The organism is Bacillus sp. EB106-07-01-XG149 (assembly GCF_058791555.1).
The window spans coordinates 761,523-783,816 of the sequence record NZ_JBYTDP010000001.1; the positions used below are offsets into that span (position 1 = coordinate 761,523).

Annotated in this window: 24 protein-coding genes and 1 pseudogene; 7 read left to right on the forward strand and 18 right to left on the reverse strand. The window is 34.9% G+C overall.

Going from position 1 to position 22,294, the window contains the following annotated elements; translation table 11 throughout:
• Window positions 1-473: 473 nt before the first annotated feature.
• The 3 genes and pseudogenes from AC3WTA_RS03865 to AC3WTA_RS03875 all read left to right on the forward strand — a co-directional run.
• A pseudogene (locus tag AC3WTA_RS03865) lies at window positions 474-782 on the forward strand (site-specific integrase); the annotation flags it as partial.
• 86 nt (window positions 783-868) lie between these two features.
• On the forward strand, window positions 869-1,183 hold the full coding sequence (locus AC3WTA_RS03870) for a thioredoxin family protein (RefSeq protein ID WP_000658778.1): 315 nt from the start codon (window positions 869-871) through the stop codon (window positions 1,181-1,183).
• Between the two features lie 300 nt (window positions 1,184-1,483).
• Window positions 1,484-2,365, forward strand: a complete 882-nt coding sequence (locus AC3WTA_RS03875) for a cation diffusion facilitator family transporter (RefSeq protein WP_000380378.1) — start codon at window positions 1,484-1,486, stop codon at window positions 2,363-2,365.
• Here AC3WTA_RS03875 and AC3WTA_RS03880 read toward each other — a convergent pair.
• From AC3WTA_RS03880 to AC3WTA_RS03900, 5 genes are all read right to left on the reverse strand, one after another.
• Window positions 2,355-2,990, reverse strand: coding sequence for a phosphatase PAP2 family protein (locus tag AC3WTA_RS03880; RefSeq protein WP_000833364.1), 636 nt, complete (start codon window positions 2,988-2,990; stop codon window positions 2,355-2,357). The genes AC3WTA_RS03875 and AC3WTA_RS03880 overlap by 11 nt on opposite strands.
• A gap of 77 nt (window positions 2,991-3,067) precedes the next feature.
• Complete coding sequence (locus AC3WTA_RS03885; RefSeq protein ID WP_000486601.1) at window positions 3,068-3,823, reverse strand: sporulation protein; 756 nt, start codon at window positions 3,821-3,823, stop codon at window positions 3,068-3,070.
• The gene (locus AC3WTA_RS03890) at window positions 3,805-4,626 is read right to left on the reverse strand and encodes a serine/threonine protein kinase (protein WP_000872029.1); all 822 of its coding nucleotides are present in this window, start codon (window positions 4,624-4,626) and stop codon (window positions 3,805-3,807) included. The genes AC3WTA_RS03885 and AC3WTA_RS03890 overlap by 19 nt, the downstream gene beginning before the upstream one ends.
• Window positions 4,626-4,808 carry a hypothetical protein gene (locus AC3WTA_RS03895; RefSeq protein WP_000473373.1) on the reverse strand — a complete coding sequence of 61 codons (183 nt, stop codon included), beginning with the start codon at window positions 4,806-4,808 and terminating at the stop codon, window positions 4,626-4,628. Before AC3WTA_RS03895 ends, AC3WTA_RS03890 begins: the two co-directional genes overlap by 1 nt.
• A 110-nt stretch (window positions 4,809-4,918) precedes the next feature.
• On the reverse strand, window positions 4,919-5,098 hold the full coding sequence (locus tag AC3WTA_RS03900) for a YozD family protein (RefSeq protein WP_000658451.1): 180 nt from the start codon (window positions 5,096-5,098) through the stop codon (window positions 4,919-4,921).
• A 150-nt stretch (window positions 5,099-5,248) separates the two neighbouring features.
• Here AC3WTA_RS03900 and AC3WTA_RS03905 point away from each other — a divergent pair, with 150 nt between their 5' ends.
• A complete protein-coding gene (locus AC3WTA_RS03905; protein WP_000456535.1) occupies window positions 5,249-5,416 on the forward strand; it encodes a DUF3930 family protein in 168 nt (55 codons plus the stop codon).
• Window positions 5,417-5,420: 4 nt separating this feature from the next.
• Here the strand turns inward: AC3WTA_RS03905 and yodN are convergent, their stop codons facing one another.
• The 10 genes from yodN to AC3WTA_RS03955 form a co-directional block, all read right to left on the reverse strand.
• Entirely contained in the window at window positions 5,421-6,083 is a 663-nt protein-coding gene (gene yodN, locus AC3WTA_RS03910; protein ID WP_000101496.1) for a germination protein YodN, read from the reverse strand.
• A 189-nt stretch (window positions 6,084-6,272) separates the two neighbouring features.
• Entirely contained in the window at window positions 6,273-6,488 is a 216-nt protein-coding gene (locus tag AC3WTA_RS03915) for a YozE family protein (protein WP_000750728.1), read from the reverse strand.
• A gap of 72 nt (window positions 6,489-6,560) precedes the next feature.
• The gene (locus AC3WTA_RS03920; protein WP_000995761.1) at window positions 6,561-6,833 is read right to left on the reverse strand and encodes a YokU family protein; all 273 of its coding nucleotides are present in this window, start codon (window positions 6,831-6,833) and stop codon (window positions 6,561-6,563) included.
• Window positions 6,830-8,251 carry a lysine 2,3-aminomutase gene (gene kamA / locus AC3WTA_RS03925; protein WP_000902134.1) on the reverse strand — a complete coding sequence of 474 codons (1,422 nt, stop codon included), beginning with the start codon at window positions 8,249-8,251 and terminating at the stop codon, window positions 6,830-6,832. The genes AC3WTA_RS03920 and kamA overlap by 4 nt, the downstream gene beginning before the upstream one ends.
• Window positions 8,252-8,461: 210 nt before the next feature.
• Window positions 8,462-9,847: an arginine utilization transcriptional regulator RocR gene (gene rocR, locus AC3WTA_RS03930; protein WP_078183181.1), complete on the reverse strand. Its 1,386-nt coding sequence runs from the start codon at window positions 9,845-9,847 to the stop codon at window positions 8,462-8,464.
• A gap of 99 nt (window positions 9,848-9,946) precedes the next feature.
• Window positions 9,947-10,792 (reverse strand): putative beta-lysine N-acetyltransferase, encoded by an 846-nt coding sequence (gene ablB, locus AC3WTA_RS03935; protein WP_000878611.1) that lies wholly within the window; start codon window positions 10,790-10,792, stop codon window positions 9,947-9,949.
• Window positions 10,789-12,057, reverse strand: a complete 1,269-nt coding sequence (locus AC3WTA_RS03940; protein ID WP_000436671.1) for a peptidase — start codon at window positions 12,055-12,057, stop codon at window positions 10,789-10,791. Before AC3WTA_RS03940 ends, ablB begins: the two co-directional genes overlap by 4 nt.
• A gap of 15 nt (window positions 12,058-12,072) precedes the next feature.
• Window positions 12,073-12,735 (reverse strand): CoA transferase subunit B, encoded by a 663-nt coding sequence (locus tag AC3WTA_RS03945; protein ID WP_000525267.1) that lies wholly within the window; start codon window positions 12,733-12,735, stop codon window positions 12,073-12,075.
• On the reverse strand, window positions 12,720-13,418 hold the full coding sequence (atoD, locus tag AC3WTA_RS03950; protein ID WP_000208097.1) for an acetate CoA-transferase subunit alpha: 699 nt from the start codon (window positions 13,416-13,418) through the stop codon (window positions 12,720-12,722). Before atoD ends, AC3WTA_RS03945 begins: the two co-directional genes overlap by 16 nt.
• The gene (locus AC3WTA_RS03955) at window positions 13,415-14,725 is read right to left on the reverse strand and encodes an aspartate aminotransferase family protein (RefSeq protein ID WP_001205890.1); all 1,311 of its coding nucleotides are present in this window, start codon (window positions 14,723-14,725) and stop codon (window positions 13,415-13,417) included. Before AC3WTA_RS03955 ends, atoD begins: the two co-directional genes overlap by 4 nt.
• A 1,003-nt stretch (window positions 14,726-15,728) precedes the next feature.
• On the opposite strand from AC3WTA_RS03955, the gene AC3WTA_RS03960 reads away from it, so the two are divergent.
• Entirely contained in the window at window positions 15,729-16,478 is a 750-nt protein-coding gene (locus tag AC3WTA_RS03960) for a DUF4397 domain-containing protein (protein WP_000083268.1), read from the forward strand.
• A 33-nt stretch (window positions 16,479-16,511) separates the two neighbouring features.
• On the opposite strand, the gene AC3WTA_RS03965 is transcribed toward AC3WTA_RS03960, so the two are convergent.
• Window positions 16,512-17,645: a BA2291 family sporulation histidine kinase gene (locus AC3WTA_RS03965; protein ID WP_000425102.1), complete on the reverse strand. Its 1,134-nt coding sequence runs from the start codon at window positions 17,643-17,645 to the stop codon at window positions 16,512-16,514.
• A gap of 234 nt (window positions 17,646-17,879) precedes the next feature.
• Here AC3WTA_RS03965 and AC3WTA_RS03970 point away from each other — a divergent pair, with 234 nt between their 5' ends.
• Window positions 17,880-18,272 carry a YueI family protein gene (locus tag AC3WTA_RS03970; RefSeq protein ID WP_000247569.1) on the forward strand — a complete coding sequence of 131 codons (393 nt, stop codon included), beginning with the start codon at window positions 17,880-17,882 and terminating at the stop codon, window positions 18,270-18,272.
• A gap of 121 nt (window positions 18,273-18,393) precedes the next feature.
• Here AC3WTA_RS03970 and AC3WTA_RS03975 read toward each other — a convergent pair whose 3' ends face one another.
• Both AC3WTA_RS03975 and AC3WTA_RS03980 read right to left on the reverse strand, forming a co-directional pair.
• Window positions 18,394-19,818 (reverse strand): aldehyde dehydrogenase family protein, encoded by a 1,425-nt coding sequence (locus AC3WTA_RS03975; protein ID WP_000716466.1) that lies wholly within the window; start codon window positions 19,816-19,818, stop codon window positions 18,394-18,396.
• Window positions 19,819-19,950: 132 nt separating this feature from the next.
• The gene (locus AC3WTA_RS03980) at window positions 19,951-21,306 is read right to left on the reverse strand and encodes a hemolysin family protein (RefSeq protein ID WP_002096645.1); all 1,356 of its coding nucleotides are present in this window, start codon (window positions 21,304-21,306) and stop codon (window positions 19,951-19,953) included.
• 355 nt (window positions 21,307-21,661) lie between these two features.
• Here AC3WTA_RS03980 and racA point away from each other — a divergent pair, with 355 nt between their 5' ends.
• On the forward strand, window positions 21,662-22,204 hold the full coding sequence (gene racA / locus AC3WTA_RS03985) for a chromosome-anchoring protein RacA (RefSeq protein ID WP_000456015.1): 543 nt from the start codon (window positions 21,662-21,664) through the stop codon (window positions 22,202-22,204).
• Window positions 22,205-22,294 lie beyond the last annotated feature (90 nt).

Sequence of the window (22,294 nt, forward strand, 5' to 3'; positions counted from 1 at the left end):
TGGGCACAATTTTCAAAAATCCAATTCGTTTCTTTTAAGTGAAGCTCACCTTGCATTGTTTCTCACAAACAATGCAAGGTGGGCGTTTTTTGAAAACAGTTTCTTTACCCATTTCAACATCCTAATTCCCCCTCTGAAAGAATAATATAATAATCTTTTTCTACCGCATCTACATCCCCCTTGTTAGTCACGCTTCTTTCACCCACATTTCTTTATTTGGTTGTGATTATTGCTGGTACTCAGATAACGCCGCCCTAATCTCTTCTCTCACAACTTCACGAATAAGTTCTTATAACGATTCCTCTAAATTCATATATGCACCCCCTACATCTTTTTTTGAATTTCCTGCTTGTTGTTTAATTCACTCATAAAATTTATGAGTAATGATCATCCACCATTTACCTTCTCTAAGTGCCGGAAAGAGATTGCTTGTTTTATCCGACATTATATTATAGGCGCTTCATAAACATCTCATAAAAATATGTGAGAAAAGAACTTTATAGCAATGGCTATCATGAATACAATTTGATTTACCCTACTTAAAATAGTAACCTTACAATTCATAAGTTTGACACAGCTCATGAAAAAGCTTATAAAGAAAAGTGAGGTTCCTAATATTCGTTTCTAGTTTCTAAGGTATACATCCGAAGATCATTAGCGAACGTTTAGGACTTAACAGAGTAGGTATCACATTGGACAATTTTTTCCATGTTGTACCAGGACTTCAAGAAACTGCGGTGGATCAATTTGCAAACGAATTATTCAGAAAGAAAACTCTCGTTAGAATTTCGTTAGAAGTTTTCATTTCACAGCAAATACACCAACTAAACAACCAAAAATATTGATAGTGAAAAAGGAGAAACAAAACATGAAAGAAATCAAATCTGAACAGGAATTCAAAGACATCATCGCAAGTGAGGAGCCAGTAGTTGTTAAGTTCTTTACTACATGGTGCCCTGATTGTGTGCGTATGGACAACTTTATCGGAGATGTAATGGAAGAGTTCAATAAGTTTGAATGGTATTCTATTAATAAAGATGAGTTCCCAAGTATCGCTGAAGAGTATCAAGTAATGGGTATTCCAAGTTTACTTGTATATCAAAATAGCGAGAAGCTAGGCCACTTACATAGTGCTAACGCAAAAACTGAAGAGCAAGTTACTGAGTTTTTAGAAGCATACTAAGATAAGATGAAGACCCTCTGAAAAATATTTTCTAGAGGGTTTTTATTTTGCCCAATCACCTTTGAGCGGTGTAGTATACGGATTCATCATAATATATGTATCCTTTCCCCTATCCCCTCGATCCAAATCGCGTTCACACCCTAACTTTGCACTTTACAACATATTTTTCCTTTACGAAACTTTGTTATCCCCTTCTTAAAAACCTAAAAAACGTCAACAATGTTTGTATAGACCCACACGAGTTTCGTTTGGTACTCTATTTATAGAAAGAAATTCCTTGTAGAAAGGTGAGTGATTAAAATGGATACTCTTTCTCATAAAGAAGCTGATAAAGGTGCGATTGTCAGCATTATGGCCTACATATTTTTATCCTCTATGAAAATCATCATCAGTTATATTACCCTCTCTAGCGCATTACGTGCTGACGGTTTAAATAACTTAACGGATATCGGTGCTTCTTTAGCGATATTAATTGGTCTAAAAATCTCTCGTAAACCTCGTGACCCAGATCATCCTTATGGGCATTCGCGCGCAGAACAAATTGCATCACTCGTTGCTTCTTTTATTATGGCAACGGTCGGTTTAGAAGTTGTTATTAGCGCCATTCAATCTTTTTTTAATCCGAAACAAGCAGCGCCTAATGTACTTGCTGCATGGGTAGCCTTATTTTCTGCTGTCGTTATGTACTTTGTGTATTTGTATACGAAAAAGATTGCAGCGCGCACAAAAAGTAAATCATTAGAAGCCGCTGCAAAGGATAATTTATCAGATGCTCTCGTAAGTATCGGTACAGTAGTAGGTATTGTCGGTTCGCAGTTCCAAATGCCTATTTTAGATCCTATTGCCGCTTTAATTGTCGGCCTTATTATTTGTAAAACTGCATGGGAGATTTTCGTAGAAGCTTCTCATATGTTAACGGATGGAATCGATCCAGATAAGATGGAAGAGTACGCTGGTGCTATTGAACATATTGGTGGCGTGGAAAACATCGTAGACATTCGCGCGCGTATGTACGGGAATCAAACGTACGTTGATATTACAATCGAGGTAGATGCTCGTATGGATGTTGGTGAAAGTCATTGTATTACTGACAACATCGAGGCTATGCTTCGGAAAAAGTTTGGCATTTACCATGCACACATTCATGTTGAACCAATGGAAAAAGAACCTATTATGACATAGGTTCTTTTTTAATGAACGCTTTATGAAATATAACACATAAAACGAGCCAGCTACCGCCAGCTGCCCATCCTGCTAATATGTCAGATGGATAGTGAACGCCAAGATATATTCGGCTAACTGAAATAGATAATACAACAAAGCTCGCTATAAAAATAATCAACAATTTTTTATGCAATGTAATACGTTCTTCAGTAATTGTGACGTATGCAATAAATCCTAAAAAAGCAGTAGCATTCATCGTATGACCGCTCGGAAAACTATATCCAGTTGCAGTAACAAGCTGCGTTACATCAGGTCTTGCTCGTTCGTACCATAGTTTAAGCATACTGTTTAAATAACGAGATCCATAATAATTAATTGTTAGAAGTAATGCACTAAGCAACTTTTTTCTAACGAGAAAATACATTACAAGAATGATGAGTAACGGAAAATATATTCTTTTGGAACCGATAAAAGACACCCAAGTAAAGTAGGCTGTCAAGTAATCGTTTCGAAAGCTTTGAATAAAATGCGCGACTATATTGTCAAATTTCTCAATACAAGCGGTATGATACGAAAGTGATAATACGACAAAACAAATGAGTAGCGTAAAACTTAACAAGTATAAATGTCGATATCGTTTCACATACATAACCTCACTATGCAAAAAAATGGAGCGGTTGTTTTAGTTTTCCTCTCCATTTCTTTTTTATGCATAGTTTATTAAAAAATATAATTGTTAATTTTTTCTTGCATTGTTGGAATATCTTCGTTCGTTACTGTAAAGCGAACCACTTTCTCGTCAAGATCAAGCGCTTCCGCAAATAAACCTGCTAATCCACGAGATTTTCTGTCTACTTCCATAATAATTTCTAAGCGATCGTAAGCGCTTGGTAAGATTAATAATTCTAGTTCATCTAATTTCCCATAATACTCTCCGGAAACAGGAACAAACTCAAATTCTTGTGCAAACGGAACTTGCTTACGTAATCGATACGGTAATTCTTCACATTCTATATGACGCGCTTTAAAACCTAATTGATTTACACTCTCCAACACACTATTTAATAGTGCATTGGGCAACACTTGAATGTAATCACGATCAATTGGATCTATACTGCGTTTAATATCAAGACCTGTATGCACCCAAACGGTTTTCATTCCAAGTGTAAGCGGCGTTTCAACTGGCATTATAAATGAAAATGGAATTTCTTTTTTTTCATTCGGCTCAACAGAAAAAGGTTCTGTTAAACGAACTCGCTCTAAATCATATGTTGCTGTTACTTTTTTATCATCCACTTCTCGTACATACGACGTCGATAACGTTAAGTAAATGCTTTCAATTTGTTGGCTAACTGAACCACCAGTTATATGAACCTTCCCTAGTATCTCTTCTCCAACAATATACTCATCTTTTTCAAGAACTGTATCTACTTTTGCATTACCAATACCAACACTTGCTAAAAACTTTTGAAACATGGAACCTCCATCCTTTCTAAAGCAAAAGCTATATCTTTTTTTAAATCTTGTACATTCTCATAGTACGGCGTTTTTATTTGTAACATTCGCATAAGCATCTCACGGTTATAATTTTCCAAAGTTAATTCGTCATACCATGGTTTTTCATGTTTTTCATGAGATTCATAGCCTGCATATAATAAAAATAACGAGAAATGACCAAGCGCATAAAAATCGCTACGAAAGTGAACTTCTCGCATCAAAGCTTGTTCACCTTCATAAGTTGTAGCTCGTTCATCACCCTCACCCTTCAATTTAGCCAAACCAAAATCAATAATACTAATTCGATTTTCTTTCATTAATATATTCGGAATACGTAAATCTCGGTGAATAATACCTTTACTATGAAACACCGATACAATTTCTAATATTTCATATAAAATTTTAAAAACTTCACGTTCTGTATATGCATGCCCATCTAAGAAAATATAATCTTCGAAATTTTTACCAGGCATATATTCCATCACGAAAAAGCTTTTTTTCTCCCATACGAAATGATCATATAAACTAGGAATTGCATGATGATTTAATGTTTGTAAAATCATTTTCTCTTGTTCAAATGATTTTCTACCAGACTCATATCTTTGTTTACTCTGTCTTAATTGTTTTAAGACTTTATATCTATTTATTTGTAAGTCATTAACGACATATGTAACCCCATAACTGCCCATTCCAATTACTGATTCAATTTTATAACGTTCTGCAACGATTGTATTTTTTCGCAGTGGTCTATCAAATAAAGCTAGTATACGACGCCATTTCATCAGCTACTTGAAAAGAAGCTACGACTTTTACGTTTTCTTTTATAATGCTGATGCCCATAACCAGATGAACGTCGTTTATAATCGCTACTTGAATAAGAGCGACCTCTATGGCGATAATCACTACTAGAATACGAACGATTTTTTTTCCTACCTAATAAAGAATCAATAATTTTTTTGAACATCCCTTCACCTCTTGAGTAAAATTTCCTTTTAATTATACCAATAATTTCCGACTATATTTGTGACAAGTTTGTAAAGAGTAAAAAACGACGAGTTAAGCCCGCCGTTACTTTCACTCATCCTCTTCATCAAAAACTTCATCAATCATACATTTCTCTAATAAATACTCGAATGTAATATCTGCGAGATCTTCAATTTCTTCTCGTTTTGGGACGTACCCTCTTTCAATTAGTTGCTCATAAAAAAACTCCGCAATCTCTTCCGTATCAATTACGACCTCAATTTCCTTCATGAGCATCACTCCTTTATTTCTGTTTTATGAAAAAATCTCAAAATTATGTATATGAGATTAGAAAAATAGTTTTTCTTTTTTTATAGGTCATATCCTTTGGACGAGATGCATACGATGGTAGTACAAGCTATCAAAAAGGGGGATTTAATTATGGAATACCAATATGAGGTAGAACAAGAAGTAGGGCAAACAAAAGAAGAGTTCATGCATGAAGATCAATGGGCAGACTCTCTTATTAAATGGCTTTTTATTTTTTTAATAATTGTAGGCATACCTTATACTGCATATGTTGTTGTTCAATTCATTCTCTCTTTCTAGTTAACTATTTTTTCTCTGTCAATTTAACTAAATAATTATGAACAACATCCATAACAATTTTGTATTCTTCATCTTTAAATGTATCGAATAACAATTGATAATCGTTATAAATATCAAGTAATCCATCAATGATTTCTTGACGATTTGTCTTAACACTCACTTTTTTTGAGTTGTTAATTGACTTTAATTTTCCTAAATCTAATTTATTCATACCAGCTTTATCTTGTTTCATTTTCTTCAAAATTGCATTTGCCGTTTGAGCATTAGCAAGTAACGTTAAATCTGACTCATCCGCTTCTAACCATTCTCCATCCGTAATTCGTGACAATTCGTATATAGTATCTTCCCATGCGTCATTTTTATATCTCCATACTTCTGTACGAAAACCAACAATACGAAACACATCTTTATCATATCCTGTTACTTGCACGAGATCACCAAATGTGAAATTATAGTTTAATTCAATCCACTCAGTTTCACCTTTTTTCATATCTTGCTCTGAAACGTGCTGCAACGTTTGCTCTACGTAAAACCCATCGTGATTATTGACTTCGTAAACGTAAACTCCATCTAAAACCTTCATATTTGTGATTTTACCAACGGTTCCATATAGCGTAATCACGACTATGTCCCCTACGTTATATTTAGGTTGCTTTTTTCTCGCCATCTATATCTCTCCTTTTTTTGACGTCGTGATTTTGATAACAGTATATGCAACCTACATAAAAACGCTTATCACAGAAGCGTATATTCATAAATTTTTTCAATAAAAAATATCACCGTATAAAAAAATTATTTACAACGTAAAAAAAGCTAGCAAATAGACTAGCTTCACGTCAAAAATTTCATATAGTTCTTATCTCTCTTGTATGTATAAATCCCAAGCTTCATCAAATATAGACATACTTTCTAGCAATCCACTTAACTCTAAGTATGAACTAATTTCATCATAATCTTCAGATTGCTTTGGAAAGCTTAAATCATCATACATTGCTTCTGCTAAATTCGATACTTCATTACTAAATAAAGCTGCACGATGCTTCATCATATAGTGGTAAAATGTCTTTTTCAAAAATATTCCCTGCCTTTCTAACTTGGATACATTATACAAGGCAAAAAAGAAAAAAACCAGCATAAAAGCTGGTTAAAAGTCGAAATAATTTCTTTTTAATAGACGTGGTCTTCCCATTAATTCTTCATATGTTAGTTGTTTTGGTAAATCTTTCGTATAAATTAGAAACAATTGATCTTCTATTTCTTTCACTGTTTGATCTGCTTGATAGTCCATACCACATGAGGAACAAGAAATGCATGGTGTCTCTTGGATTTCAATGGCTTTCGTACCATCTGGTAATTCCCAATATACAGTATTCAAGCTTTCTTTCGCTTCTGTACTGTCACACCACATACAATTCATACTGCATCACCCTCATTTTTTTTGTCGTTTTCTTCTAATTTAGCCATTTGCGATTGATACTTTTTGTCTTTAAGTTGATCACGCTTATCACGTTTATCTTTTAGTGATGCATGAGTGTCATTATCTTCATAGTCTTTACGACGGCTCATACGCTGTAAGTCGTCTGGAACAAGGTTAAATTTCTTATCACTCATAAGACCTGCGATACCAACATCTGAACGTTTTTCTTCGTAGTTTGGATAGATTTCTTTAAAGTACCCTTCTGCTCTTCCTGGGATATAGCTCTCTGGCTCTGGATACGTTGTAATAACACCTTCAAAGTTACGAAGCACAACTTTATCTGCACTTTGCGAAATTAAATAGTTTGGTTGAAGCGCAATTTTCCCGCCGCCTCCTGGTGCATCTACAACGAATGTTGGAACCGCATAACCAGATGTATGACCGCGTAAACCTTCAATAATTTCAAGACCTTTAGATACTGGTGCACGGAAATGACCAATACCTTCAGATAAGTCACATTGATAAATGTAGTATGGACGTACACGGATTTTTACTAAGTCATGCATAAGTTTTTTCATAATTGGAACGCTGTCGTTAATACCAGCTAAAATTACTGCTTGGTTTCCGACTGGAACACCAGCATTCGCTAGCATTTCACATGCTTTTTTCGATTCCTCTGTAATTTCAATAGAAGTATTGAAATGTGTATTTAACCATACTGGATGGTATTTTTTAATAATGTTACATAAGTTTTCTGTAATACGCTGCGGGAATACTACCGGCGCTCTCGTTCCGATACGAATAATCTCGACATGCGGAATCTCTCGTAAATTTTTTAATACATATTCTAAAATTTTATCGTTAATAAGAAGACCGTCTCCACCAGAAATTAATACATCTCGTACTTGTGGTGTATCACGAATGTAACCGATTGCATCATCTAATTGTTTCTTCGGCACACCCATTCCAATTTGTCCACTAAAACGACGGCGTGTACAGTAACGACAATACATAGAACATTGATTCGTTACTAAGAACAATACGCGGTCTGGATAACGATGTGTTAGCCCTGGAACTGGTGAATCTTCATCTTCATGAAGCGGATCTTCTAAATCATATTTTGTTTTATATAACTCTTCCGAGATCGGTACAGATTGCATCCGAATCGGACAGCGTGGGTCATCAGGATTCATTAGCCAAGCATAGTACGGTGTAATATTTAACGGGATCGTTTTTGTTGAAATTTTAACGCCTTCTTCTTCTTCAGGTATTAAATTAATTACTTTCTTTAAGTCATCCAAAGTTTTGATCGTATTCGTTAATTGCCAAACCCAGTCATTCCATTGCTCTTCCGTAACATCCTTCCACAACTCGATATCCTTCCAGTGACGATTTGGTTTGTATACATCATGTAACATTGCTATTCCCCCTTTTTATACGCTCATCCTTTATATAAGCAATAGTTATGCCAACTTTACATTATTGATAAGTAAATGTACGGAGAACGCTATTACATAAACAAAAAAATATTTGTAAACACTGTATGAAATCCATACATACTATCATATTCATTACTTTTTATATATGTAAACACGCTTTTATTGGTGCAAACACACAAAAACCGCCAATTATTCGGCGGTTTTGTCGTACTTACTCAATTTATATTGAAGCGTTTGGCGAGGGATACCTAACATTTTTGCAGCTTGTAATATATTCCCTTCCGTTTCAATTAGCGCTTGATCTATTAATTCCTTTTCCGTTTGATGAAGTGCTTCTCTAAGTGGCAATATGCTCTTCTTCTTTGGCAGATTCTCTTTCCGAAATGTACGCGGTAAACAATTGGCTGTTAGTGTATCCCTTTCTGCAATAATGACAGCATGTTCAATTGTATGTTTTAGCTCACGAACATTGCCAGGCCATTGATAAGCTTGTAGTCTTTCTTTCGCTTCCTTATCCATTTGAAGTACACCTTTTTTATAACTTTTATTATATTCGTTCAAAAAATAAGACGCTAATAATAATACATCCTCAGTTCTTTCACGTAGCGGCGGAATATATAATGAAAAGACATTTAATCGATAATATAAATCCGTACGAATTTTATTCTCTCTTAAACATACTTCTGGTGGCTGATTCATTGCGGTAATAACGCGAACATCTACTTTTCTCGTCTTATTATCACCAATTCGACGAATTACACCATCTTCTAATACACGTAGCATTTTCGCTTGTAAATCGAGAGGCATTGAATTCAGTTCGTCTAAAAACAATGTCCCACCATCCACAAGTTCAAATAACCCCGCTCGTTCAATTGCCCCAGTATAGCTACCTTTCGTCGTTCCGAACAATAAACTTTCTAATAGCGACTCTGGCAAAGCTGCGCAGTTTTGTGCAATAAATGGCTTGTTCTTCCGTTTAGAAGCTTCATGAATCGCTTGTACAAATAACTCTTTCCCTGTTCCTGTTTCCCCATATATTAAAACATTTGCATCAGTTGGCGCTACTTTTTGTGCTAATTCTTTCGTCTGTTTAAATCGAGCATCATCCGTCACGATCGTCTCAAATGCAACATGCTTTTTAATTGCTTTTTTTCTAGATGACCGCTTTATTTTTGACTGCAAATCTACAATTGTATCCGTAAGTTTTTGAACTGTAGAATAGTCCTTTGCAATTTCAACAGCTCCAGCAATATTTCCATCTATAAAAATAGGTAACGTCGTATTTACTGTACAAATGTCTTCCCCATTTAAATTTTGATAATGCTGAACTTGATGAACGATTGGTTTTTTTGTATCTAACACTTTCATTAACGTACTTGTTTCCCTAGATAAAGAGGGAAACGCTTCTAACAAATGTTTACCTAACACTTTTTCAATTTTTGATCCATCGTGTTTTGCAGCTACAGTATTATAGAAAATTGTAATACCATTTTCATCTACTGCGTGTATAGCCTCATCAATACTGCCCAAAATCGCTTCAATGACTTCTTGTGTCGAAACTGCTAGCAATGTCATCCCCCCTTTTGCCGAAAATCCAGCAATAACATGCCGGATTTCCGGCATACCTATATGCGATTATAAGCATGACGATTCCGTTCTATTTTTTATACCGTACTATTTAGACAAATCTTTCACCCATATATTCATATCTTCCAGCTTATCGAAAATGTAGCAATTGTTCGCCAATCTTCCTGTATACGTATAACCTAACTGATGAAAGGCCGCATTCATTCCGAATGAAAGTGATCGAGCAATTGTATAGGAGCAGAAAATCGATTTTTCTTGCAGTTCTTCTTCTAACTTAATTAGTAAACTTTTCATAAACCCATGTTTACGATATTCGGGTAAAGTAGCACAATTCGTTAATTCTGCATTTCCTTCTTTTATATTCATTTCTGCAGATGCTGTACTAATTATTTTTCCCTCGAATTCATACACATAGTAAATTGTATCGTCTTCTTTCATCGTTTGTTTTACATAACTCGCTTCGTTTAAAGGCGTCGGATAAACTTCAAATACTTTTCCAAAGACGGCTGCTAATTCTTCCGCATCCTCTTCTGTCGCTTTTCTTAATAAAAATTTCTCTGGGACTATTTTTTCCTTTACTTCTTTTGCTTTAACACCGCTTAAAATGGTATCTTCCTCTGCCCAATGAATACTATTTCGTCTTTCATCACTAATAAATTTCACAAAGAAGTATGCATCGTGACCTTGAAAATAATGCGGTATTGTTGCTTCCAATAAAAAACCGAAAGAGAGCCATGTAGAAACATGCTCTCCCTTTCCTTTAATAATACATTTAGTGAAAGAATGCTTCTCTGCTAATTCGTCAATTGTTTGGATAATCCTCTCAATATTTCCTGTGTAGTGGTCTACTCGAATACGTTTATTAAAATAGTCTAAAACACCTTCAACTGTATAGCCATTCGTCTGTTCTCTAAAAGATTCATAGTATTTCATTTTTTCACCTCACACCAATCTAGTAATGTACATGCAATTATTTTTGCGGCAGCTATCATTTTATCAACTTCTATATATTCGTTTGGATAATGTGCTACTTTCGTCTCTCCTGGACCAAATACTATCGTTGGTACGTTAGCGATTTGTGTAAATAAACCTCCATCAGTCCCCCACGGAGATGCTTCAATAATTGGTTTGTTCCCTTCGATTTCAACAAAGTTATGCTCTAGTGTCGTAATTAACTCATGATTTTCTTCTAGTTCACCAGGAACCCATCTCGCTCCAAACCACTCTACTTCTACAGGATTTTCAACAAACCAATTGTCCACATCATTTAATTCAGCGATCCAATTCTCAAACTCTTCTTTTGCTGCCTCTATAGTCTCATTCGGCGCAATACCACATCTTCCTTCTAAATTTAATGAATCAGGAACAGAACTTGGCCAGCTCCCTCCTTCAATTTTCCCAATATTAATTGGAATTGGAATTGGAATTCCTTTAAATAATGGATCTGTAATTCGATTATTTCTCTTCTCTTCCAATTTTCTCAAATGATCTACAACAAACATACTTTTTTCAATTGCACTTACTCCTTCATAACGTGTACCACCGTGTGCTGCTTTGCCTTTCACATGTAGACGAAACCACATGGACCCTTGTTGTTTCGGGAAAAACTTCATATTTGTCGGTTCTGGAATAATGACACCATCTGCTTTATATCCTCGTAATATAGTCGCTAATGTTCCTGCCCCGCCGCTCTCTTCTTCTATTACACTTTGAAAATAAATATCTCCTTTTAATTCAATACCAGATTCAATAATGGCTTCCATCGCAAGCATCAGTGCGACATTGCCGCCTTTCATATCCGTTGTTCCACGACCATATATACGATTCCCTATTTGCTCACCACTATAAGGGTAATGGTCCCACTGATTCACATCTCCTTCTGGTACGACATCAATATGTCCATTTAATATCATAGATTTCCCGTCGCCACTTCCTTTTAAAGTTGCCACTATGTTCGGGCTATCTGAAAAACTTGTACGCGGTGATACAAAATAAGGATGCTCTTTCATTTTAGAAAATGAAGGTTCCCAAATATCAAGATCTAAACCTAGCTCACGTAATTTTTCAATCACAATTGCCTGCGCACCACTTTCATCACCAGATACGCTTTTTTCTTGAATTAATCGTTTTAAAAATTTTACGCTCTCCTCTTCATGACTCTCGATATAATCACAAATTTTCTTTTTTAATTGCTCCATATATTACATCTCCCCTCATTCGATTACTAGTAAGTTAGAACCAATTTTAAAATCAGCTTCTGTATGTTGTTTTATATCTTCCACTGTGTATGGGCTCATTAATTCTTGTAAAACGAGTCCACCCTGCGTCACTTCCATAACTGCCATATCCGTAATAATTAAATCTACACATTTCTTTGAAGTTAATGGTAATGTACACTCCGAAACAATTTTTGCATTTCCGTATTTATCAACATGATTCATCACAACAACGACCCGCTTCGCTTTTTGTGCCAAATCCATCGCTCCCCCAATACCTGGAACGCGTTTTCCTGGTACAATCCAGTTTGCTAAATCCCCATTCTCACTTACTTGTAATGAACCAAGAATCGTTATGTCTAATAAACCTTTTCGAATCATCCCAAACGCTGTGCAACTATCAAAATAACTCGCTCCTGTAATAAGAGAAGTCGGTAAACCTGCTGCGTTACATAAATTTTCGTCTTCATTCCCTTTTCTTGGCGTAGGTCCCATACCTACAATTCCATTTTCCGCATGAAACATAACGTTTATATCGTCAGGAAGATGATTCGGTACAAGCGATGGTATACCAATACCTAAATTTACAATCATACCATTTTGTATTTCTTTCGCCGCGCGCCTAGCAATCTTATCTCTCACTTCTACGCCCATACCCATTTCCAATTCACTCCTTCCGACGGTACGATATAATTTACAAATACTCCTGGGACAACAATTTCTTCTGGATCTAAACTTCCAAGTGGAACGATTTCTTCTGCTTCTACAATCGTTATATCCCCCGCCATAGCTACGTGAGGATTCATATTACGAGCACTTTTATCAAACACAAGATTACCAAACGGATCCGCTTTTTTCGCATATACAATTGCAACCTCTGCAGTTAATGCTGTTTCAACTAAATATGTCTTGCCATTCATTTCAACTGTACGTTTTCCCTCCTCTACAATCGTATCAACACCTACATCAACTAATACACCTCCAAGTCCTACACCACCAGCGCGAATACGCTCTGCTAATGTTCCTTGAGGAGAAAACTCGATTTGTAACCTTCCTTCGTTTAGCTGTCTTCCTGCATTTGGATTTGAACCAATATGTGAAGTAATTAATGATTTTACTCTTTCATTCGTAACAAGACGACCGATTCCTACATCAGGAAATCCCGTGTCATTTCCTATTAAATTTAAATTTGTAACTCCTTTTTCTAAAATCGCCTGTATTAAAGATGGAGGGGATCCAATCCCCCCAAATCCTCCAAACATTAATGTCATATCATCGTGGAACAAAGAAATTACTTCCTCTATCTCTTTTAATTTATCGAATGTATTCGTAATAGTTGTCATGCGATACTATGCCCTCCTTTTTGCATCATTTCTTCTACACTTTTTGCAAAAATTGAAAGTAATTCATCTAACTCGGAATATGTAGTTGTCATCGGCGGTGCTACAAGCAGTGCACTATCTTCTTTTCCTGCTTGCCCTGAAACAGCTTGATATAAAAGAAGACCATTTTTAGCTGCAACCGAAATAAGTTCCGACGCCTTTGTAAACGATTGCAATTCTACTCCAATCAGCAACCCTTTTCCGCGCACATCAGCAATGATTGTCGATTGTTGCTGAACTTTCTGTAGTCCTTTTATTAAATACTCTCCCTTTTCTGCTGTTTTTTCAGGTAGATTATGTTTCTCCATATATTCAATAACAGCTAGAGCTGTTGCTGCAGATAATGGATTTGCACTTAACGTATGCCCACTCATTACAGAACGCGATCCACGTAAAATTGGCTCCATAACACGGTCACTTACAATCGTCGCTGCCATCGGTGTATATCCAGCTCCTAAACCTTTACCAAGAGTCATAATATCCGGTTCTACACCCCAATGCTCCATCGCAAACCATGCGCCAGTACGACCAAGCCCTGTCATTACTTCATCAGCAATAAATAAAATATCGTAATGACTACAAATATCTTTAATGACTTTATAATATTCTTTCGGCGGAACGACTGCGCCTCCAGCTGCTCCAATAATCGGTTCAGCGATAAAAGCTGCGATATGTTCTGCACCAATTCTTTCAATGGATCTTTCTAGTTCAGTCGCACAAGCAAGCTGACAAGTTGGATATACCTTTTGCACCGGACATCTAAAACAATATGGAGCTGGAATAGTTGGATAATCTTCTAAAATTGACACGAAACGTTGTCTGCGCAGTGGATGCCCAGACATTGATAAGGCTCCCATCGTAATACCGTGATAACTCATCCATCGTGACAAAATTTTATGCTTCCCTTGAATACCTCGCTCTTGAAAATGCTGGATTGCAATTTTCATAGCTGTTTCATTTGCTTCCGTACCACTATTCACAAAAAAGCTCCAGTTCAAATCTCCTACACTTAAATCGCTTAATTTCTTCGCTAATTTTTCAGCTGGTTCACTCGTAAACTGTGATCTATAAACGAAAGCAATCTCCTCTGCTTGCTTTTTTATAACATCTGCAATCTCCTTTACGCCATGCCCAATCCCTGCCGTAATTGCCCCTGACGAGCCATCAAAATATTTATTTCCGTTTTGATCATACAAATACACACCTTTTCCATGTGAAATCATTGGATACGGCTGACCAACAAGTGGTTTAATTAAGTAATCGCGCATAGCGCTCCCCCATTTCTCCAATTTGTATATATATATGAAGAAAATTGACGTTTCTTTCATAAAAAAGAACCCTCTGCGAAAGCAGTGATTTTATCAAAAAACTATTATAAAATATACAAATGAGTGCTAAATATTAATTTCAAAAACAGAAAATTCAGAACTTAAAATGAAGACCAACCCTTATCTATACGCTCAAATAACCCTCCTTTATATAAAATAAACGCTTCACTACATACTTTCTCAAAATAATATCAGCTTCCCTCAATTGCCGACATTGTGTAAACTTCGACGAAACTCCCTTTAAACTCCTTCCTATTCTCCTACTTTATATTGCATATTTTCAAACAAATATCGACAATTAATCCCACTAAATACATAGCAATTATTTTTATATAAACCAATATTTCACATACATTCTCCTCCGTTTTATACAATAAAAAAAGAACCGATTAACCACATTAATCAGTTCGGCACGACGCTCTTTTATCGGTTAATACTGCCACTTGCTAACGTAAATAGAAAAAATAATGTTACAAATTCAAAATTCATCCTACATCCTAAAGCACAAAATCGTCCATAACTCCATTCACAATTCCTTTTGGGATATCCCCATCCCAATATTTCATTCCTTTCCTTATATTTAAACTACCTTTCCTTTATAATTTATGTAGGACAATTATCACTTTGTATGTGTATTTGCCCATTATTAAAAAAATCCCTAGTTTCCTAAGGATTTTTGGACATGTTTTCGATATTTTACTTCATACGCTCTTAAGGTTTTTTATTTCGAAATATACATTGTAATCGGTACATCATCATCCAACATAGATGATATATTGCTGTATACTCTAGAAAATTATAAGGCTCTTTCGCCTAAAAAACACTTATCCATAAGCAATACTCTTTATTAATTTTCAACTTTTCTCCTTCAAAAAACAATTTTTTCGCATAACCTCTTTCTTGTTAAGCATATAGTTTTAATGATGACAAAGGAGGAATATTCATGTCTCAATCTGAAATCGAAAAATATGGACAAGAAGCTGCACGTTACGAACAGCTCGCTCGTTACTATCAATTTAATAATCCGAAAAAATATGTAGAACTATATATGAAATATTACGACGCGCTTACGAAACTTGTACAGGCGTATGAAAAAAGAGATTCACAAGAAGCTGCTTTACCGTCACACATACGTTTTTTTCACTCTGCTTCAAATACACCTGCGGTTGACATTTTAGTAAACGGGCAAAAGGTTATTAAAAATATTTCATTTAAACAATTTAGTCCCTATTTAACATTAGTGCAAGGTAAATACCGTATAGATATTGTCCCTGTTGGAAATGAAACTCCCATCTTTTCAGCTTTAGTACCAATAATGGGGAATCACACTTATACTTTTGCCGTAATAAATAGTGACAATCATCTACAATTACAACCTATGCTTGATAATACACATTTACCAGCTGGTCAAGCAAAAATACGCTTTGCACATTTTTCTCCAGATACCCCTGTTGTAAATGTAGATTTAAAAGGTGGAGATCATTTATTTGAAAATGTACTCTTTAAACAAATAACAGATTTTTTGGAAGTTAGTCCTGGTACAGCAGATATTGAAGTTTCACTCGCCGATAATCCCAGCGTCTTACTAACTATACCGAATTTCAAAGTCGAACCGAACATCATATATACAATTTCACTTTTAGGTTATTCAACTAAAGATCCTAAATTAGAAGCCGTTATACTTACGAATTAAAACAGTCTACACCATTCATTTGGTGTAGACTGTTTATTTTTGAAATACAATTTGAAATTCTGTCCATTCGTTATCTGAACGGCACATGATGGACCCATTATGTTTTTCTACAATTTGTTTACATACAAATAATCCAATACCAGTTCCTAACTTTTTAGTAGTTACAAATGGTTCGAAAATCATTTCTACACTTTCAGCTGGAATCATTGGCCCATTATTTTTTATCACAATTCGAATCGATTGATCTTCTTCAAATACATCAATGATAATCTTCCGTTCTTCTTTCATTGATTCTAGAGCGTCAATTGAGTTCATTAATATATTTAAAAATACTTGTCTCACTTCACTCCGATAGCCAACAAGTGGAATTGGATACGGTAAATTCTTTTCAATCGAAACATTTGCATTGACCAAACTCGGATATAAGAACTGTATAATATCTTGAAACAAATCATTAAGCCAAAATTGTTCTGATTCATTCCACATTTCTTTTTTCGATACGAGTAAAAATTGCGAAATACGAAAATTTAATTGGTCTAATTCATGCGAAATAATATCTAAATAAGATAAACTTGGATGATCTGCCTTTAATAATTTAACAAATCCCATAATTGAAGTGAGTGGGTTACGGAATTCATGTACAAAACTTGCTGACATTTGCCCTAAAATCGTCAGCCTTTCTTTATGTGTTTCGTTAATATATTGCTGTTTTTCCTCTAAATTTTTTGATATAATTTCCGAGTATTTTAAAACAGTATAATAAATTAATTTATCAAAACAAGTATGTATTTGGGCCATAATCGGTTTCAATTCACGTGCGCTAACATCTAATTCACACATCGCTTCGAAAAGTTCATTTCTTCCCACATTTGCATTATAAACAAAGTCTCCAATATTCGCATCTGCCCCTGCACGTTCAATAGCAATTTTCTCGCATAATGGCTGAAGATAATCTATATCTTTTTCTTCCATAGTAAGTTCGATAATTAACTCTAATAAATCCTCTCCATTTTGAACTACTTCTAGTTTAAATGGATCTTTATCGGAAATTATCATTTTGTTTTTCCAGTTCTCAACGAATTGGTGCCTGTTGTTTTTCAAGTGCGAACAAAATACTTCTTTAATATCCTTATCGATTGGAAAAACCCCCATTCCCTCCATTTCCATGCGACGAACACCCTTTATATTTTGAATATTAACACAAAAAATGCGATTCGTTAATAGATTATTGTCACATTTTGTTAATATGTGTTGATAAAATTTTTAATGTCTTTATTAATTGTTTGGATTGATACATTCCATTTTCCTTCCTTTCATTCAAAGTTTATTACATTCAATGCGACTTTTTTTTGCATCCTGCTTCATTCTTTCGTACAATAGAAAATGAAAGGTGTGAAAAATATGGTAAATAAAAATGTGGAAGATTATCTCCAAGAAGGCATTTACGGCCAAAAGCAGAACAAACCAGAAGAACGTAATATGTATTTAACTACATTACGTGAGCGTGTAGAAATCGCTTTAACTATCGGTCAAGTAATGCAAAGTAATGTATATTCTGAAGTAGCTAGTAGCATGCGCTCTTCTCAACCATTACAAATATTCCTAAATGGTGGCATTGCTTACCCACATTTATCAAAATACATTAAATTAGCAAATGAAAAAAATGTTCCTTTTACAATTGTTCAAAATAAAGGCATAGAAACACCAATCGGTTTAGTATTATCTCATAGCACTGCTGTTGACAAAGAACAAATTTATGTAGAAGATGCTATTTTCAAACAAGAAATGAAGTAAAAGGTACACTTGGTTAAATTAAATCGTTCCGAGAAACGTAAAACAAACAATAAAAAAACGAGTATGGAATCGTAAACATTTCCTGCTCGTTTTTTATTAGAATGTTTAAGCTCGATCTACTTTATTTTTTAATACACACTAATTTCATTTCTGTCATTTCTTCTATTGCATATTTAATTCCTTCACGCCCCGTACCACTTTCCTTAACACCACCGTAAGGCATATGATCTACCCTAAACGTTGGAATATCATTAATCATGACACCACCAACCTCTAGCTCATCAATTGCACGCATTGCTTTAAACAAATTATTTGTAAACACACCTGCTTGTAGACCGTAACGTGAATGATTTACTTGCTCAATTGCCTCATCAAATTCTTTAAATGTATTTACTGTAATGAGTGGACCAAATACTTCTTGGCACTGAACAGATACATACTCTGGAACATTTGTTAATACAGTTGGTTCAAAAATCCTTGCATCACGTTTCTTACCACCGTATAAAACAGTTGCACCTTCCTTAATAGCTTCTTGCACCCACATTTCTATTCGCTCTACATCTTTTTTCGAAATTAAAGCCGATACGTCCGTTTCTTCCAGCAATGGATCACCAACAACAACTGTTTCCATCGCTTTCTTTAGCTTTGAAAGAAATTCATCCATTCTCTTTTCATGTACAAAAACACGTTGTACCGAAATACAAACTTGTCCATTGTTTACAAATGCTCCCCATTTTACACGTTCAATTACTTCATCTGTTAATTCTACATCTTCATCAATAATAACAGCAGCATTTGATCCCAGTTCCAACGTAACTCGCTTTAATCCAGCCTTTGCCTTAATTCCAATTCCAACTTTCGGACTTCCCGTAAAAGTAATGGAAGCAACATCATCATTTGTAACTATCGCCTCACCTACAGTTGAACCGGGACCAGAAATAATATTTAAAGCTCCTTTTGGCAATCCTGCCTCTTCAAATAATTCAACTAATGCATAAGACGATAATGGCGTTTGATCAGCTGGTTTTAACACAACGGTATTTCCGGCAGCAATTGCAGGGCCGACTTTATGTGCCACTAAATTTAATGGGAAATTAAATGGTGTAATAGCTCCTATAACCCCTATCGGTTTTCGTATTGTGTATGCAATACGCCCATCTGCACCAGGTGCTGCATCAAGTGGCAGTGTCTCGCCGTATATACGCTTCGCTTCTTCCGCTGCAAATTTGTATGTCTGAACGGTACGATCTACTTCTCCCCTCGCAGCACGAATTGGTTTTGCAGCTTCTTTTGCAATAATCTCTGCAAATTCTTCTCTTCTTTCATCCATTTTTTGTGCAACCTTCTCTAAAATAGTCGCACGATCATATGCAGATAATGTATTCATTTTTTTCATTGCATTTTTTGCAGCAGTAACAGCCTCTTGTACATCTTCTTCCGTTCCTTGTGCAATTTCCGCTAACGTTTCTTCAGAATATGGTGCGTATAATGGTTTATACGTGTTTACAGACTTCCAATCTCCATTTATATATAAATGCTTTTTCATAATTCTTCCCCTTCCGAATATATGTATACAACAATATTTCACCTAGTAAAAGGTCTGACTTATACCATTGTATCATAGCCCTTATTCTGCCAAAAACATTATGCTCAAAAAAACCCTGCCATATAGCAGAGTCTACGAACTAATTTGTTCTTGAAATGGAATTTGTTTTTCATCTTCTAAAATAACAATTGATTCTACAGTTTTTGTAACTTCTAATCTCTTTATATAGTGTCCATCTAATTCTTTTACACAAAACTTATAATTTTCAATTTCAATGAAATCCTCTTCAGCAATTTCTATATTCTTCGTTAAAATCCAACCACCGATTGTATCAACACCATTATCATCAATCGTTAAACCTAATAACGTATTCACTTCACTAACAAGCACTTTTCCCTCTAGTATTGTTTTTGTTTCACTAACTTGTTGAATTTCTGGCTGTTCATCCGTATCAAACTCATCTTGAATATCTCCCACTATTTCTTCTAAAATGTCTTCAACTGTAACAAGTCCAGACGTACCACCATATTCATCTATCAATATAGCAATATGCGTTCTTTCTTTTTGCATTTTTAAAAATAAGTCGTGTATTGGGATAGAGTCGATAACTAAAATGATTGGCCTAATATATTGCTCTACTTTCTTATTACTTACTGCATTATGCTGCACAAAATCTGTGAAAATATCTTTAAAGTTTACAAAGCCTATTACGTGATCTTTGTCCCCATCTACAACTGGATATCTCGTATATTTTTCCCGAGACATTTTTTGCAAAGCTTCTTCAGCAGGCATTTCTTTACTTATAATATGCATCTCAGTTCGGGGTACCATTATTTCTTTCGCTATACGATCATCAAATTCAAAAATTTTATTTACATATTTATATTCAGACTGATTAATCTCTCCATTTTTGTAACTTTCTGAAACTAACAACCGTAATTCTTCTTCTGAATGAACCTCATCGTGCCCTTTCGGTGGTTTCAGCCCTAACAACTTCGTAATAACTCGGGCTGATCCATTTAATAGCCAAATAAATGGAAACGCCATACGATAAAAGAAAATTAACGGTTTAGCAACAAACAAACTCACTTGTTCAGCTTTTTGAATCGCGAATGTTTTTGGGGCCAATTCCCCTATTACAACATGTAAAAATGTAATAAACAAAAACACTAAAATTACAGCAAAAATGTCTGCTAGTTGAGTAGAAATGTTCAAATTTACAAAAAGCGTGTCAAACATTTGCTTTAACGCCGGTTTACCAAACCACCCAATCCCCAGAGCTGTAACTGTTATTCCTAGCTGACAAGCAGATAAATATTCGTCTAAGTTTGTAATGACTGTTTTGACAGATGTTGCGCGATTATTTCCTTCTGCAATTAAATAGTCAATTCGTGAACTTCGCACTTTAACAATTGCAAATTCTGCTGCGACGAAAAATGCCGTTAAGGCAATTAAAACAATCACTATACTTATACTATATATGTCCAAATACTTCTCCTTACTTACATTGTAAGCAAGGAAGCCACCTCCTACTTAATTTTATTCAAGTGAAGTAAGCATTCTAATACTCTAACAAAATTCTACATTAGCAACCACCTTTTTATATATATTATATGCATACATAAAAAAGATATTTATCATTATGATAATCTAATTCATTTCCATCAGTCAAATAGTTCTAAATCTTAAGATAAAATATTTTATATAAACGATATATTCTTCACAGCTTCATTTCGTGAAAAAACACTTTCTTTGCCGATTCCACACTTCTTTTGTCACACTAGAAGGGAACTTCCTTCATAGCTCGAAATCATTCAACAGGATATATCTAGGAGGGATTATTTTGGAATATAAAACACCATTTATCGCAAAAAAATTAGGTGTTAGCCCAAAGGCTGTTGTCCGGATTGCACAACAATTAAATCTTACGATAGAAAAAAATAAATATGGTCACTTTATTTTCACACAAGAAGATTTAGATCAAATGTTAGAATTCCATCTTTCACAAATAGAGCAGTCTCAAAACTCTCACCCTACTCAAAAAACATCATCAAATGATGTTGAAGAATTAAAAACTCAAGTAAATACAATTATTCAAGAAAAATCATCACATGAATTTGAGCAATTAGCAGCTCAATTAAACACTATTACGAGAAGGCTAGATCGAATGGAAGAACAAATGCAAGATAAGGCAAATGATGTTGTTACGTACCAACTTTTACAACATCGCCGTGAAATGGAGGAAATGTTAGAGCGAATTCAAAAGCTAGAAACTTCCCTGAAGAAAGAAGAACCAATATATATTACTCCCGATTCAAAACCAACATATGAACGAGAAAAGAAGCCGAAGCGCCGCAAAATGATTTTTAGTATATTTGGATTATAATTTTTAGACCCTTATTAAAATAATAAGGGTCTTTTTTCATGAAGAATGACTTCATATTAAAATAGCATTCTCTTTATTATATATATTCAT

What these genes read in the sequence shown, in the direction of transcription:
- AC3WTA_RS03870 (WP_000658778.1), top strand. Translation starts at nt 869, where the DNA reads ATGAAAGAAATCAAATCTGAACAGGAATTCAAAGACATCATCGCAAGT.
- AC3WTA_RS03875 (WP_000380378.1), top strand. Translation starts at nt 1,484, where the DNA reads ATGGATACTCTTTCTCATAAAGAAGCTGATAAAGGTGCGATTGTCAGC.
- AC3WTA_RS03885 (WP_000486601.1), bottom strand. Translation starts at nt 3,823, where the DNA reads ATGTTTCAAAAGTTTTTAGCAAGTGTTGGTATTGGTAATGCAAAAGTA.
- AC3WTA_RS03890 (WP_000872029.1), bottom strand. Translation starts at nt 4,626, where the DNA reads ATGAAATGGCGTCGTATACTAGCTTTATTTGATAGACCACTGCGAAAA.
- AC3WTA_RS03895 (WP_000473373.1), bottom strand. Translation starts at nt 4,808, where the DNA reads ATGTTCAAAAAAATTATTGATTCTTTATTAGGTAGGAAAAAAAATCGT.
- AC3WTA_RS03900 (WP_000658451.1), bottom strand. Translation starts at nt 5,098, where the DNA reads ATGAAGGAAATTGAGGTCGTAATTGATACGGAAGAGATTGCGGAGTTT.
- AC3WTA_RS03905 (WP_000456535.1), top strand. Translation starts at nt 5,249, where the DNA reads ATGGAATACCAATATGAGGTAGAACAAGAAGTAGGGCAAACAAAAGAA.
- yodN (WP_000101496.1), bottom strand. Translation starts at nt 6,083, where the DNA reads ATGGCGAGAAAAAAGCAACCTAAATATAACGTAGGGGACATAGTCGTG.
- AC3WTA_RS03920 (WP_000995761.1), bottom strand. Translation starts at nt 6,833, where the DNA reads ATGAATTGTATGTGGTGTGACAGTACAGAAGCGAAAGAAAGCTTGAAT.
- kamA (WP_000902134.1), bottom strand. Translation starts at nt 8,251, where the DNA reads ATGTTACATGATGTATACAAACCAAATCGTCACTGGAAGGATATCGAG.
- rocR (WP_078183181.1), bottom strand. Translation starts at nt 9,847, where the DNA reads ATGACATTGCTAGCAGTTTCGACACAAGAAGTCATTGAAGCGATTTTG.
- ablB (WP_000878611.1), bottom strand. Translation starts at nt 10,792, where the DNA reads ATGAAATACTATGAATCTTTTAGAGAACAGACGAATGGCTATACAGTT.
- AC3WTA_RS03940 (WP_000436671.1), bottom strand. Translation starts at nt 12,057, where the DNA reads ATGGAGCAATTAAAAAAGAAAATTTGTGATTATATCGAGAGTCATGAA.
- AC3WTA_RS03945 (WP_000525267.1), bottom strand. Translation starts at nt 12,735, where the DNA reads ATGGGTATGGGCGTAGAAGTGAGAGATAAGATTGCTAGGCGCGCGGCG.
- atoD (WP_000208097.1), bottom strand. Translation starts at nt 13,418, where the DNA reads ATGACAACTATTACGAATACATTCGATAAATTAAAAGAGATAGAGGAA.
- AC3WTA_RS03955 (WP_001205890.1), bottom strand. Translation starts at nt 14,725, where the DNA reads ATGCGCGATTACTTAATTAAACCACTTGTTGGTCAGCCGTATCCAATG.
- AC3WTA_RS03960 (WP_000083268.1), top strand. Translation starts at nt 15,729, where the DNA reads ATGTCTCAATCTGAAATCGAAAAATATGGACAAGAAGCTGCACGTTAC.
- AC3WTA_RS03965 (WP_000425102.1), bottom strand. Translation starts at nt 17,645, where the DNA reads ATGGAAATGGAGGGAATGGGGGTTTTTCCAATCGATAAGGATATTAAA.
- AC3WTA_RS03970 (WP_000247569.1), top strand. Translation starts at nt 17,880, where the DNA reads ATGGTAAATAAAAATGTGGAAGATTATCTCCAAGAAGGCATTTACGGC.
- AC3WTA_RS03975 (WP_000716466.1), bottom strand. Translation starts at nt 19,818, where the DNA reads ATGAAAAAGCATTTATATATAAATGGAGATTGGAAGTCTGTAAACACG.